The following is a 13,738-nucleotide window of genomic DNA, read 5'->3' as shown; positions in this document are numbered from 1 at the left end:
CCCCATGACCATCTCCGTGGTCCTGTTCACATCCGACCTTCGGGTGCACGACCATCCTCCGCTCAGGGCAGCGCTGGAGGGCGCTGACGAGGTCGTCCCCCTGTTCGTCCGCGACCCGTCGGTCGACCGCGCCGGATTCGCCGCGCCGAACAGGCTGGCGTTCCTCGCCGACTGCCTCGCCGACCTCGACGAGGCGCTGCGGGAGAGGGGAGGCAGGCTCGTGGTGCGTACGGGCGACACCGTGGCCGAGGTGTGCGCCGTGGTGCGGCAGACCCAAGCCGACGAGGTGCACATGGCCGCCGGACACACGGCCTTCGCGGTCTCCCGGGAGGCACGGCTCGGCGAGGCACTGGAGGCGGACGGCTGCCACCTCTCCGTGCATGACGGCGTCGGCACCGTGGTGCCGCCCGGCGACGTGCTGCCTCAGGGATCCGACCATTTCGCCGTCTTCACGCCCTACTTCAGGCGCTGGGCCGACCAGCCGCCGCGCAAGCCGCTCGCGGCCCCGCGCACGGTGCCGGTTCCGCACGCGGTGCGGTCGGAGGAGATCCCCAAGCGGTCGGCGGTCTCCGACGTGTCGGACGGTTTGCCGGCGGGCGGGGAGAGCGAGGGGCGCAAGCTGCTCGGCTCGTGGCTCTCGCGCCATGCCGACGCGTACGAGGAGGGACACGACGACCTCGCCGGAGATGCCACGTCGAGGCTCTCCCCGTACCTCCATTTCGGCGCCGTGTCGCCTGCCGAGGTGGTGCACCGCGCACGGGCCCGCGGCGGCGCGGGCGCGGACGCGTTCGTCCGGCAGCTGTGCTGGCGGGACTTCCACCATCAGGTACTGGCGGCGAGGCCCGAGACCTCGGTCCAGGACTACCGGTCCCGGGGCGACCGCTGGCGACGGGGCAAGGAGGCCGAGGCGGAGCTGCGGGCGTGGCGGGAGGGCCGAACCGGATACCCGATCGTCGACGCGGCCATGCGCCAGCTGGCCCACGAGGGCTGGATGCACAACCGCGGCCGCCTGATCACCGCGTCCTTCCTGGCCAAGACCCTGTACATCGACTGGCGCGAGGGCGCCCGCCACTTCCTGAGCCTGCTGGTCGACGGAGACGTCGTGAACAACCAGCTCAACTGGCAGTGGGTGGCCGGCACGGGCACCGACACCCGGCCCAACCGGGTCCTCAACCCGCTCCGTCAGGCGCGCCGGTACGACCCCGACGGCCACTACGTGCGCCGGTGGCTTCCGGAGCTCGCCGGGCTGGAAGGCCCCGCCGTCCACGAGCCGTGGCGGCTCACCGGACTGGACCGGGCCGCGTACGACTACCCGGACCCGCTCGTCACCCTCACCGACGGCCTGACCAGATTCCGCCACGCCCGCGAATCGGAATGACAGCACGGGCCGAAGGCCGGTTCTCGGGTTCACACGCCTGGTACCGGCCGCCACCCCGCGGACGTTCGGCCTCTGTCGGAGGCATCACCCTCCGGAAGGAGGTGTCAGTCGGCCGTCACCACAATCCGAACCTTGGGACCGAGGTCGACGTTGCCTGAAGCTGTAGCACTGCCATCGGTGGCACTCAGAGAAGCCCAGTATTCCCCGGGGCCTTGATACGGGTAGGGTGGAAGCCGGGGTCACCGGCCTCGTCCCGGCACCAACCGCCAAAGCCGACGATGCATCTACTGAGGCCAGGGCAAACGCAGCCCCTGCTGCACTCCAGCCTCGGAAACCGAATTTCACGACACTCCCGTTCGCGTGTAGGCGAAGCGATGACTTAAGCCTGGTGCAGGAGGGTCCTTTGTCCCACCACGCCCTTTCGAATTCGTGGCCACCCACCCGATCGGTGATCAAGCGGACGTTCGATCTGGGCTTGCCGCGGCGAGACCGGTGCCGACCACACATCGAGGTGCAGCCGGTTCTTGGTGGCCTTCCCTTCGGGGACGCGGCGACCGGCCGGCGCGGTCAGTGACCGTGGAGGAGGGCGACCGCTTCGGCGAAGTCGGCATGTGCGGGTTCGAAGGATCGTGCCGCGACGAGGAACATCGACCGGTCGGTGAGGGCGCGGGCCAGGCGCACCGGGTCGCCGGGCAGGCGGCGGGCCAGCGTCACGCCCTCGTCGAAGTACGGCGCGAACCGCTCCTCGAACAGGTAGGGGCGGTCCCCGTAACGGACGGCCGTGCGGACGCCGATTCTGCGTTGGACGTCGACCAGCTCGGGCAGCCGCTCCGCCTCGCGCAGTCGCTCGGCCTCCGCTTCGAGGCCCGCCAGCATGCCGAGAAAGCCGTCGCGCACGTGACGCGACCATCCGAACTCCGTGCCGAACGGCGGCATGGGGGAGTCGGGGCTCGCGGCGGGTTCGGCGGACCGCCCCGACAGGACGAAGAGCGTCCGCCACCACCCGAGGATGCAACTCCAGTTCTTGGGCTCGCCGGTGCTCGCGAGTACCTCCAAGACGCCCAAGGCCTCGCGGCGGGCGGCCGCGGCACGCGATTCGTCTCCTACGGCCTCGCGCATCCGGGAGAAGTGAACCAACTCCCAGGTGAGTATCGCCAGAGCCTTGTGCTCATCGGCTGCCTCTCGCCGGGTCGTCTCAAGGAGCTCGCTGAAGACGTCCGCCGCGGCGTCGTGCAGCCCGGCGCCCTCCAGGTTCGCCGCCCACCGCACCATGCTCCAGAAGGCGTGCTCCGGAATCCCGTTCCGGGCGCTCTCTTCGTCGAGCTCCGCTGCCTCCCTGAAGCGGCCCTCCTCGGCCAGCGCGCTCGCCAGGGGCTCGCGCAGACCGGCCTCGGCCAGTTCCTGACAGACCGCGCGTCCTTCCGCCCTGCGCCCGAGGGCGAACAAGGAATCCTGGTGGGCGTCCAGGGCCCGGCGCAACCGCTCCGCCCGGTTCGGCGCCCCGGCCTCCAACCTGCGAGCGGCCCGGGAAGCCTCGGCGGCCAGCGAGACGTGCACCTTCGGATCCCGGCTCTCGTAGCGCAGTGCGAGCAGGGCGTCGACGAGCTTCGGCGCGTACGCCTTCGGACTCACCTCGGCCAGCACCCGGTACGCGCCGACCAGTTCGGCCAGACTCGGCCGGCCGGACCCCAGCAGCAGCACGCGGGCCCGAAGCACCGCATCGTGATCGATCGTCACCATTCCCCCTGTCTCCGGATGACGCACGAGGGAGATTCTGAGACGTGGGGAACGGACCGGACAAGCCTCGCGAACTGTGCGTTCCGTCCTACGAAAAACGGCCCTGACCTGTCATGATGCACACGTCTTCACCCTGGAGCCGCGAGCGGAGAGGCGCACCGAACGCCTCCCGCGGCGCACACGGCACACCGGTCCGGAGAAGCCGTGGTCCCGCCGGTGGAGGGCGCCGCGAAGCTCGCGGGAACGGTGTTCGGAGCCAGGCCCGACCTGCTGTCCGGCACCCCGTCCTTCACGCCCCTCCGGCTCGGTGACACCGGCTTCCGGCTGCGGGACACCGCCGTGGACAAGCTCAGCGCCGCGACGAGGACGGTGCTGTCGGAGCGCGGTGTCGTCCTCACGGCCCAGCCCCTGGACCGGATCGTCAACCTCCTGGGCGACGAGCAGGGCGCGATCGGGAAGGAGCTGGAAACGCTGGTGGGCCGGCCCACCAGGCGCAGCGTCAAACGCATCGGCGACACCCTCGTCACCGTCTCCACCCCGTTGCCGTCCCCGTGGACGGCACTGGTCGTCGGCGAGACGCTGCCACCGGAGGCCATCCCCCTGGAGGACACCCGGGTCCCGCGTACCCGCGGCACGGTCGCCCCGTCCGGCGTCGCGGACCTGATCCTGGTCCGTCAGCAGCTGATCGGCTACGCGGGCGCCGACATCGCCCACATCGAGAACGTCCTGCGCGGTGAGTCCAAGCAGCGCGAGCACATCCGGCGCCAGGAGCACGCCACCGATGTCGCCCCGCCGCCGGAGATCTACCGGACCAAGCCCTTCGACTACCAGGCCGGCGGAGGCGACAGCAAGACCGACTACACCCACTCGGGGCAGATCACCATCGACGACGGCTACATGCCCGTGCAGGCGACCTGCGGCACGGTGATGAACACCTGGCAGCAGGACTGCTGCGTCGACGTGATCGTGGGGAGCAGGCCGCACCGCTTCTCCGACGACGGCAACTGGATGTGGACCACCCCGATGGCCGAAGAGCGCGACTCCGTTCCGATCACCGTCCAGACCTGGCGGGTCTCCCACGTCGGAGTCACCGTCGAGGTGAAATGCCAGCGCACCGATCGGGCCATGGCCAAGTGGCGCCTGGAAACCCACGCCAAGCTCACCACCGCCTGCCTGGCACGCCTCTCGGAGTACGAAGCGCAGATCGCCGCCCTCCAGCTCCAGGCAGGAGTGGTGATCCACGGCCGCAACCCGGAGGCGAACCAGCTCCTCGTCGCCGACGAGCTGCGGAAGAACTGCGTCAGCATCCTCACCGACCAGCACTTCGACATGTTCGGTGCCGTCGACACCGTGTACGGAGCCGACGGCCGGGCGATCCCGCAGGTCGACATCGCCGAGGCCGCCGCCGAGGGCGCGTACGTACGCTTCTTCGAGCAGGCCTTCGAGTGGGAGCACCTGACCTGGGCCGCGTACCCGTACGTCTGGGGACGCAAGGACAAGTGGGACGAACGCCTGACCTACGAGGACCCGGATCCGCAGTTCAACCAGTTCCTCAAAGCCGGCTACTGCCGGGTCACCGTCCCCGTACGCCCCGGCTTCGAAGATCACGGGCGCGGAATCGACGTCGGGCACATGCTGATCGGCCTGGAGGTCCGCTCGAACCGGATACTGCGGACCAGGAACTTCCCCGGCCAGGGCGGAACCGGCCTGGAGATCGTGACTTGGCTGGGTGACCTCGGCGGCGGCGCCGCGAACCTCGCCAAGCGCCGGATCCTGCGCCCGACCGGTGTGGAGGTCATCTTCCACAACAGGACCTCGGACTACGGGGTGATGGACAACCTCGAGGGCGACATCGCCGGATACCCGGTCGGCTGCGGCGCCACCCCCGGCGGCCCGCCGCAGTACGTGCCGGGCAAGGGGATCGCCGACGCGCTCGCAGGCTATCTTCCGCTCGCGGGCAGCACCGAGTGGGCCACCCGTGCCCGGCGGTTCGCGCAGGCGCTCGGCGCCACGGTCTCCCCGACGGGGATCACCAACAAGACCGACGTGATCGACAGGCTCGCGGACAAGCTCTACGAGTTCGCGGTGTGGTACGCGGCGACCAGGTGGGTCCCGTCGGGGGAACTGCTCGGCCCGGCCGCGGAGAAGGCCTGCCAGCACATGAAGGGAGCGGCACATGAGGTGGCCACCGTCTTCGTCACCACGCTGGCGTCCGCCATCGCGCATCCGCCCGACCCCGTGGACGCGGCGGGCCCGTACCCCGGGCAGAGCGCGACGGGCCCGTGCGCCAGCACCCTCCTGAAGGCCGCCTCCACCAACGTGGGCGCGGTGCGCAGGCAACTCGACGAGTGGGCCGAGGAATTCGGCCGCCTCCTTGAGTGAGCCGCCGTAGCGGGTGGGCCCTACGGCTGCGCGCCCGTGCCGCGGAGGGCGTCACCGACCCTCCGGTAGGAGTCGACACGGTGCTGCGCACGACGGGCGCGTTCCTCCGGGTCTCGTACGAAGAGAGCCTGCCGGCCGGGGTGGTAGGTGCTGATCACCTCCAAGGTCCTGTCATGGACGGCGCCGGGGTACGTTCGCAGCAGGCGGCGCCACACGTCCTGGGCTTCGTTGCCCTGGAGGAGTACGACCGCTGCCTTCGGCATCAAGTCCAGCAGTTGCCTCAGGACCCCGGCACCAGCCTGGAGTTCAGCCGCGTTGGGCGAGCGGTTGATGTACCAGGGATAGGCGTTCCAGGGAGTGACGTCCCGCGGCAGTACCCCGGCCCGCTCGAAGATCTGGGCCTGGAGCTCCGCCGTCGGGTCGTCGTTCTCCACGCACAGGAATCCCGAGCCGGTACCTTCCTGGGTCTTGGGCCCCGGGTCCCGCAGAACGGACAGGACCCGGGCCTCGGTTCCCCCGTGCCAGGGTGCGACGTACGGCATCCAGCCACGCCCGTCCTGCTCACGCAAGCCGTCGACCATCTCGTTGACCGGACGGACATGGGGGTCGTATCGCCCCTGCTCCTGCTCCGATCGGAACCCCGCTTCACGCATCCGTCGCGCCATGCTTCCTCCAACACCCCGACCGCCACCAGAGCATCCCTGGGAACGGCTCAATCTAGGCGAAGACGGCGCGCGAGCGTCGATGGATACAGGGTGAGGACGCCGCCCAGGGCGATGGTTCCCAGCGCCGCCGCGCCGGTCAGCCTCGCGCGTTCGGGCCGGGTCGCGAACCGTACGGTGACACCGGTGCCGGTTCGCTGCCGGCCGAGCCGCCACTGACGCCAGCCCCACAGGGCCATGCCGATGACCAGTACCAGGCCGACCAGCCCGATCGTGTTGCCGAGCAGGTCGGACCAGATGACCGCCTGCCCGAAGACGGTTAGCGCTTCGTTGTTGAGCCAGTTCACGAGGCCACCGAGTCGGACCCGTGGGCGCGTGCGCCGAGGAGACGCTCCGTGTACTTCGCGAGGACGTCGACCTCCAGACTGACCCGGTCGCCGGGCTTCTTGATGCCGAGCGTGGTGAGCGCGAGGGTGGTCGGGATCAGACTGACCGTGAAGTGGTCGGCAGCGGCGTCGACCACGGTGAGGCTGACCCCGTCGACCGTGATGGAGCCCTTCTCGACCACGTACCGGGCCAGGTCGGCAGGCAGCGCGATCTTCACGACCTCCCAGTGCTCGGAGGGGGTCCGGGCAAGGATCTCGCCGGTGCCGTCCACGTGGCCCTGCACGAGATGCCCGCCCAGCCGGCCACCGAGGGCCATGGGGCGCTCAAGGTTGACGCGGGAGCCTTTGGCCAGGGCGCCGAGGTCGGAGCGGAGCAGGGTCTCGCGCATCACATCGGCGGTGAACCCGCCGTCCGTGGTCTCCACGACGGTCAGGCAGACTCCGTTGACGGCGATGGAATCACCGTGCCCGGCGCCCTCGGAGACGACGGGACCGCGCAAGCGGAAGCGCGACGCGTCCGCGAACTCCTCCACCCCGATGACCTCTCCCAGTTCTTCGACGATTCCGGTGAACATCCAGCACTCCTCAGATCAGCAAGATCAATATCCGCACATACTACGTTCTTGATCGGAATAGCTGTTCTGTCCCCTTGTGTCCGTGATGGCTGAACCCCGGCCGGGGGAGGGGCCGGACCGCCTCGCGCTCACGACAGGCTCGGCTCCGAGGCGGCTCGGACGCTGCCGCTGCCGCTCGCAGGGTCCGGGGCATGCGCCGGGAGGCGTCGTACGGCGGGGACGCAGAGAAGCGCGAGAGCGGCGGGGACCGCGATGACCGTCATCGCGTACAGAGTGGGCCGCACGCCGAGGGATCCGGACACCGGTCCGGCGAGCACCAGGCCGACCGGCATCAGTCCGGTCGACAGGAGGTGGTCGTAGGAGCTCACACGGGACAGGGCGTGCTCGGGCACGTGAGTCTGCAACGCCGTCTCCCACAGGACGAAGAAGAGAGACACCGCAACGCCGGTGACGGCTTCGAGGACCGCGATCAAGGCAAGCGAACCGCCGGATCCGATGATGATCGCCTGACAGGAGGCCACCGCGAGCGCCGCAGCGGCCAGGGCCATGGGCCGGGCGGTCTTGAGCCGGTAGGCGCACACATCGCCGACGACGGCCCCGATACCGAAAGCCGCCACCACCACCGACCAGCCTGCCGCACCGCCCCACTCACGTTCGGCGAGGACGGGTCCCAGCACGAAGACCGACGGCAGCACGACGACGTGGTAGACCGCCATGCCGGCCAGGCCGGACAACACCCACGTCCGGCTGCGGACGTGAACCCAGCCGGCGCGCAGTTCCGCGAGGAAGGTCCCCGCGGCAGCGCCCCGCACTGCCTCGGGTGCCTGCTCGCGGGGCCTGAGCCGGGCCAGGAACGCGGCGCTGACCGCGAAGGTCAGGGCGTCCAGGGCCAGGGCGCCGCCGGGGCCGGCCAGCGCGACCAGTCCACCGGCCAGCGCCGGACCGAGCACCAGCCCGGACGACTGGACGAACCCGCGCAGGGCATTGGCCTCCCGCAGTCGGTCCGGACCGACCACCAGGGGCACCAGTCCGGTGGCAGCGGGCATGAAGAACGCATCCGCCGTGCCGAACAGGACCATCAGCAGGGCCAGGTGCGGAACCTCGGCGACACCCGTCAGCAGCAGTACGGCGATGAGCCCCTGCACGGCGAACCGCACGACATCGGAGACCAGCATGATGCGGTGCCGCCGGAAGCGGTCCGCCCACACTCCGCCGACCAGGCTGAAGAGCAGCATGGGCACCAGGCCTGCGGCGGCCACCAGGCCGACGTCGGAGGCGGACCCGCCCACCGAGAGAACGGCGAACGGCACGGCCACGAACGACACACGGTCGCCCAGCACGGACAGGGACTGCCCCATGAACAGGCGGGCGAACTGCGGTTCATCACGCAGCACGCCAGGGATCAGGGATTTCATGCAGGAGCCGATCAGGAGCCGTTCAGGAGCCGTTCAGAGGCAGGAGGGCAGTTCGCCAGTGCCCGATCGTAGGGAGAACTGTCCTCGCCGGTCACCTGTATTTCTCCCAGGCCCGCTCCTGGCTCCCGTCGGGAGCCGCCGGCCCGTCAGTCGGTATCCGTCGCGGCCAGCACGGCCAGGCTCCGGCCGCCCGGTGCCAGCGCGGACAGGCCGATGTCCCACGAGACGTGCTCGAACCACTTCGTGCCGGCGTCGAAGCCGAGCCAGACGCAGTCCCGCACCCGTGCCTCGACCTCCGCCGCAGGGGCGCCCTCCGGGCTTCCGGCCAGCGCGGCAAGGGACCGCCAGGCCGCCAGCCGGCCGTAGGCGCCGTAGGAACCGGAGTTGTACGCCCCGCCCAGTGAGGCCGCCGCGAAGAGCACGCGCCACGCCTGGCCCGGCGGGCAGACAGCAGCCGACAGCGCGGTCTTCTTCCCCACCCCGCGCAGGCACTCCAGACCCAGCGCCAAGAGCGCGTTCGGCACCGAACCGGCGTCCAAGGGCTCGGGGAGCTCGAATACCCGTGCCTCGATACGCCCGTTGGACTCCTCGGCCCAGTTCGCCACCGCCTCCGCCATCGCCGTGGCGGCGGCCGGCGTGGTGGTCTCCCGCGCGGAGAGGGCGGGGACACGGGTGATCGCCGTCGGCTCGCGGCCTTCCGGTGACGTGTAGGGCGTCGAGTAACTGCTGCCGTGGACGCTGTAGCGCGGCAGATCCGCACCGGCCTCCACGTCGGACAGCGTGAGGGGCAGCCGGCGCAGCGGGTGGTGACTCCAATGCGGCGATGTCGCCCAACGCGAGATGCCCGGCACCTCCTCGACGGCCACACCCCTGAGGACCAGCTCGTGGAGCAGGCAGGCCCGCAGTTCCTCCGAAGCGCGGCCGGTGAACGCGGCGGCCAGGCCCGTCACCTCGTGGCTGGAAGCCAGCACCGAGGCCGTGTGGCGATCCAGCTTCTCGTCGGCGGCCTCGACCGAGGAGACCAGCCGCAGCGCCTGCGCGACGTTCTCGGGACCACCGGTGGTGGCCAGCAGCCGAAGCAGGTGCTCGAAGACACTTCTGTACTGCCACATCTGTGGCGTGGAGCCGTACGTCCTGGTCAGCGCGATCCCCAGATCCGCAGCGAGGGCCGCGTCCCCTCGCGCGACCCAGCCGTCGGCAACCGCGTACACACCGGATACGTCCTTCAAGCCCGGCAGCTCCGTCACGAGCTCCTGCATCTGATCAGCCACGGCTTCGAGCCTACGCGTCCGACAACCCGGGTCCGCCCCGGTTCCCGGCTCAGCCCCGCTCGTCGCGGCTCACGGATGGCGCGGTCGGCGGCATCCGGGCCGGGCCCGGACCCATCGCCGGACCCGGCCGGCGCGGCGGTGACGGCGGGCCAGACCTCCGCCCAGGGCAGGCCCGCGCCCGGTGCGAAGGCCGTCGCCCGCAGGGCGGCGACGAGCAGTGCGGCCGGGACCCCGGAGCTGCGGGAGACGGCCTGGACGTCCTCGCGCAGCAGCCCGCTGGTGCCGTCGGCGAGCCGCTCCTGCCACCCGTACTCGGTCAGGTCCTGGCGGGTCTGGGCCCGGCGCAGCTGGTCGGCGGCGATGCGGGCGTCGAGGAAGGACGGCGCGACCGCCTCCGCGATGACGGCTGCCGCTTCCGCCGCCGCATCGGGCGCACCGTGGTAGGGGCTGTCGGCCGGGGCGAGGTTCCGGCCGCCGCGGACGGCGGGCCGGGGGTGCTGTCCCTGATCACGTGCGGGTCCCCGTTGAGCTGGCTGGCCGTCAGGAAGGGCGTGCACACCCCCGGTGTCCCGCTGTCCGTCCCGGCGGGAGTGGAGTGGACCAACCTCTACGCGCCCAACGACCCGGCCAACAAGGGCGGCGGCCTCGGCCACCTCGCTGAGGCCTTCCGTACGGCGTTCACGATTCCTTCGGGTCGCCGTCCCGCCCGAAGGGTGGTGCGGCCAGGATGCGGGGCAGGTCGGTGCGGATCGCCGTGATCAGGACGCGGCTGGCTTCGAGGGCGGCAGCCTTGGCGGCGGTCGGGTTGGTGTCGGCGTGCTGGTGGAGCACCACGCCCAGGATGAGCCGGTCGGCGCCCGCGACTTGCTGGGTGGCGGCCCACATCAGGTTGCCGCCCGCCGGGGTCGAGGAGCCGGTCTTCAGGCCTATGACCCCGTCCTGGCCGAGCAGGGTGTTGGTGTTGAGGATGCGTGAGCCGCTGTCGGGGGCGGTGATGGCGGGCAGGGCCACGATCTGCCGGAAGGCGGCGTCCCGCATGACGGCACGGGCCAGTTTCAGCTGATCGGCCGCAGTGCTGCGGGTGCTGGCCTCCATGCCGGCGACCCCGGTGTAGGTGGTGCGGCCCATCCCCAGCTGCCGGGCGGCCTGGTTCATCTTCCGGACGAACTGCTGCTCGTCGCCCGCGTCCCAACGCGCCAACAGACGGGCCACGTTGTTGCCGGAGGGGACCAGCATGAGCTCCAGCAGCTGGCGCTGGGTGTACTCGCGCCCGGCCACCACGGGGGCGGTGGACTCCGTCGTGGAGAAGGACTCGTCGGCGGCGCGCTGGTCGGCGACCACCGTGGCGCCCGGGGCGTCGGGCCGCAGCGGACGGGCGGTGAGGACGACGTAGGCGGTCATCACCTTCGTGAGGCTGGCGATCGGCACCGGCGTCTGACCGCCCTTGGACCCGAGGCTGCCGACGCCCTCGACCTCGGCTGCCGCCTGGCCCTCCGCCGGCCAGGGAAGTTCCGTGATCCCGGCGAGGGAGCCGGCCGCCGCGCGGGTCGCTTCTCGGCCGTCACCGCTGCCCCACGCGTACCAGCCGCCCGTGGCGAGGGTGAGGGCGACCGCGCAGGACACCGGCACGGCGACGGACCGGCGGAAACGGGACCGGAGTCCGCTGAGGGCTGATCGGTGGTCGACGGGCATGGGGAAGAACCTCCGGGAGACGGGTGCGGTGATCCACACCCGAAACACCCTGGTGGAGCGGGTCTTCCGGATCGGTGCGACCGGGTTTCCGCGGCCGCGTGATCGTGTTGCGGTTCCGTTTCAGCTCGCGCCCGCGGGCGGACCGAAGGCGGCGGGCGAGCCCGCGTCCGGGGGCAGGTCGAGGGTGGCGACCGCGCCCCCGTCCGCCGCGTTGGCCAGGGTGAGCCGTGCTCCGAGCACCCCCGCCTGGCCGAGGGCGATGGTCAGCCCCAGTCCGTGGCCCCCGCCGCGTTCCGCGGACCCGGTGCGGAAGCGCTGCGGTCCCTCGGCGAGGATCGCGGCGGGATAGCCCGGTCCGTGGTCCCGTACGACGATCCGCTTGCCGGTGACGGTGACCTCCACGGGGGCCGCGCCGTGCCGGAACGCGTTGCCGACGAGGTTGACCACGATCCGCTCCACCCGGCGCGGGTCGGTCTCCACCCTCCTCGGCTCGCCCGCCACCTCGACGCGGGCTGCCGTGCCGGTCCGCCGGACGACGTCGGCGACGAGCTCGCCCAGCGGGACCAGGTCGGTGCGGGCGTGTTCGGCGCCGGCGTCGAGCCGGGACACCTCCAGCAGGTCTTCCACCAGCTCGCCCAACGCCCGCGCCCGGTCGCGTACGAGGTCGGCGGCTTCGTCGTCTTCAGGCAGGAGCCCCGCGGCGGTGGTGAGGCCCATCAGCGGCGTCCGCAGCTCGTGCGCGACGTCCGCGGTGAACCGCCGCTCGCCCTCCAGCTTGCGCTGCAGGGCGCCCGCCATCTCGTCCATGGCCGCCGACATCTCGGAGATCTCGTCGCGGGCCCGTCCCGCCGGTCCGATCCGCGCGTCGAGGTCCCCCTCGGCGATGGCCCGGGCGGTGCGCGAGCCCCGGCGCAGGCGGCGGTTCATGGGCTCGGTGGCCAGCGCGGCGAGCGGAACGACGACCACGAGCGCGGCGAGCACGGCCTGGACGATGCTGCGGTCGAGGAGTTGCAGGGCGCGCACCTCGAAGCTCATGTCGGTCCGGGCGACGAACACCCGGCCGCCGTCCACGGGCATGACTGCCCAGAGCCAGTACGAGTTCGGCGGCTTGCGGTCGTACCAGGTCGCGTGCGGATTGCCCTGTGGCATGTCGGCCAGTGCCCGCGCGAGCGGCGGATCGAGCTGGTCAGGCCGCAGCACCTGGACGTCGAGCGGTGTCTTGCCGGTGCGTGCGTACTCGCTTTCCGCGATGGCCAGCTGGGCGCTGACCCGCTCGACGCCGGTCCGCTCGCTGCGGTCCGCCATCGACCGGTGGACGAGTACGCCGACCACCGCTGCCACGGCGCAGCACGCGGCGGCGGTCAGCGCGGCGATCTTCCAGCGCAGGGCGCGGGGATTGGGGAATGCCATGGTCCTGTCCGGTTGGTCCTAGCTGCGGACGAGCTTGTAGCCGAAGCCCCGGACGGTCTCGATCCGGTCGGCGCCGATCTTCTTGCGCAGCCGCAGCACGCACAGGTCCACCACCCGGGTGTCACCCTCCCAGCCGTAGTCCCACACCTCGTGCAGCAGCCGGCGGCGGTCCAGGACGGCGCCGGGTGCCGCGGCGAACTCCAGCAGCAGTCGCAGCTCGGTGGGGGTCAGCGGGACGGGCCGGCCGCCGCGGCGCACCTCCAGGCCGAGCGTGTCGACGGTCAGGTCGCCGAAGACGAGGAGTCCGGGAGCTCGGGACGCGCCCGGGCCCGTGCCCGCGTCCGGGGCGGGAGCCGGGGCGGGGTGGGAGGCCGGGTGAGGGTCGGCGGGGGTCCCGGACGGCGTGAACGTGGCGCGGCGCAGCAGGGTGCGGATCCGCGCGACCATGACCGAGGTGTCGACGGGCTTGACGACGTAGTCGTCGGCGCCCGCCTCCAGCCCGGCGACCACGTCGAGGGCGTCCCCGCGCGCGGACATCATCAGCACCGGAACCAGGCTCTCCTCACGGATCCGGCGGCACAGCCCGATCCCGTCGAGCTCGGGCAGCATCACGTCGAGGATCAGCAGGTCGTGGCGGCCGCTGCGGAAGGCCTCCAGCCCGGCGAGTCCGTCCGCGGCCGGCGTGACCCGGTAGCCGTAGCGCTCCAGTGAGAGCTGTACGGCGCGGCGGATGGTGGCGTCGTCCTCGACGAGCAGGACACTGACGAGTTCGGGGACGGGGATGGCCGACATGCCGCCTTCTTGCATATCCGGGTGGGTTACGGGCTCTA

12 protein-coding genes are annotated in these 13,738 nt (G+C 71.5%); 2 read left to right on the top strand and 10 right to left on the bottom strand.

The genetic code is table 11. From position 1 onward, the window contains the following. Positions 1–4: 4 nt before the first annotated feature. Positions 5–1,378, top strand: coding sequence for a cryptochrome/photolyase family protein (locus ACTVZO_RS01170; RefSeq protein WP_443296487.1), 1,374 nt, complete (start codon positions 5–7; stop codon positions 1,376–1,378). A 567-nt stretch (positions 1,379–1,945) separates the two neighbouring features. Here ACTVZO_RS01170 and ACTVZO_RS01165 read toward each other — a convergent pair. Further along, complete coding sequence (locus ACTVZO_RS01165; RefSeq protein WP_443296486.1) at positions 1,946–3,118, bottom strand: hypothetical protein; 1,173 nt, start codon at positions 3,116–3,118, stop codon at positions 1,946–1,948. A gap of 201 nt (positions 3,119–3,319) precedes the next feature. On the opposite strand from ACTVZO_RS01165, the gene ACTVZO_RS01160 reads away from it, so the two are divergent. Further along, on the top strand, positions 3,320–5,497 hold the full coding sequence (locus ACTVZO_RS01160) for a hypothetical protein (RefSeq protein WP_443296485.1): 2,178 nt from the start codon (positions 3,320–3,322) through the stop codon (positions 5,495–5,497). A 20-nt stretch (positions 5,498–5,517) separates the two neighbouring features. Here ACTVZO_RS01160 and ACTVZO_RS01155 read toward each other — a convergent pair whose 3' ends face one another. The 9 genes from ACTVZO_RS01155 to cseB all read right to left on the bottom strand — a co-directional run bounded on the left by ACTVZO_RS01155 (position 5,518) and on the right by cseB (position 13,700). Continuing rightward, positions 5,518–6,039 carry a uracil-DNA glycosylase gene (locus ACTVZO_RS01155; RefSeq protein ID WP_443296483.1) on the bottom strand — a complete coding sequence of 174 codons (522 nt, stop codon included), beginning with the start codon at positions 6,037–6,039 and terminating at the stop codon, positions 5,518–5,520. Positions 6,040–6,209: 170 nt separating this feature from the next. Further along, positions 6,210–6,506, bottom strand: coding sequence for a nicotinamide mononucleotide transporter (locus ACTVZO_RS01150; RefSeq protein ID WP_443296482.1), 297 nt, complete (start codon positions 6,504–6,506; stop codon positions 6,210–6,212). Further along, positions 6,503–7,120 (bottom strand): riboflavin synthase, encoded by a 618-nt coding sequence (locus ACTVZO_RS01145; RefSeq protein ID WP_443296481.1) that lies wholly within the window; start codon positions 7,118–7,120, stop codon positions 6,503–6,505. The genes ACTVZO_RS01150 and ACTVZO_RS01145 overlap by 4 nt, the downstream gene beginning before the upstream one ends. A gap of 128 nt (positions 7,121–7,248) precedes the next feature. Next, on the bottom strand, positions 7,249–8,514 hold the full coding sequence (locus ACTVZO_RS01140; protein WP_443296480.1) for an MFS transporter: 1,266 nt from the start codon (positions 8,512–8,514) through the stop codon (positions 7,249–7,251). A 167-nt stretch (positions 8,515–8,681) separates the two neighbouring features. After that, positions 8,682–9,806 (bottom strand): DUF6183 family protein, encoded by a 1,125-nt coding sequence (locus tag ACTVZO_RS01135; protein ID WP_443296479.1) that lies wholly within the window; start codon positions 9,804–9,806, stop codon positions 8,682–8,684. Next, on the bottom strand, positions 9,779–10,363 hold the full coding sequence (locus ACTVZO_RS01130) for a hypothetical protein (protein WP_443296478.1): 585 nt from the start codon (positions 10,361–10,363) through the stop codon (positions 9,779–9,781). Before ACTVZO_RS01130 ends, ACTVZO_RS01135 begins: the two co-directional genes overlap by 28 nt. 121 nt (positions 10,364–10,484) lie before the next feature. Next, positions 10,485–11,498, bottom strand: coding sequence for a D-alanyl-D-alanine carboxypeptidase family protein (locus tag ACTVZO_RS01125; RefSeq protein WP_443296477.1), 1,014 nt, complete (start codon positions 11,496–11,498; stop codon positions 10,485–10,487). A gap of 120 nt (positions 11,499–11,618) precedes the next feature. Continuing rightward, the gene (locus tag ACTVZO_RS01120) at positions 11,619–12,908 is read right to left on the bottom strand and encodes a sensor histidine kinase (RefSeq protein WP_443296476.1); all 1,290 of its coding nucleotides are present in this window, start codon (positions 12,906–12,908) and stop codon (positions 11,619–11,621) included. 18 nt (positions 12,909–12,926) lie between these two features. Further along, entirely contained in the window at positions 12,927–13,700 is a 774-nt protein-coding gene (gene cseB / locus ACTVZO_RS01115; protein WP_443296475.1) for a two-component system response regulator CseB, read from the bottom strand. Between the last annotated feature and the right edge of the window lie 38 nt (positions 13,701–13,738).

This window comes from Streptomyces sp. IBSNAI002, from assembly GCF_052244475.1.
GTDB lineage: Bacteria > Actinomycetota > Actinomycetes > Streptomycetales > Streptomycetaceae > Streptomyces.
This window is presented reverse-complemented; position numbering and strand designations above follow the sequence as displayed.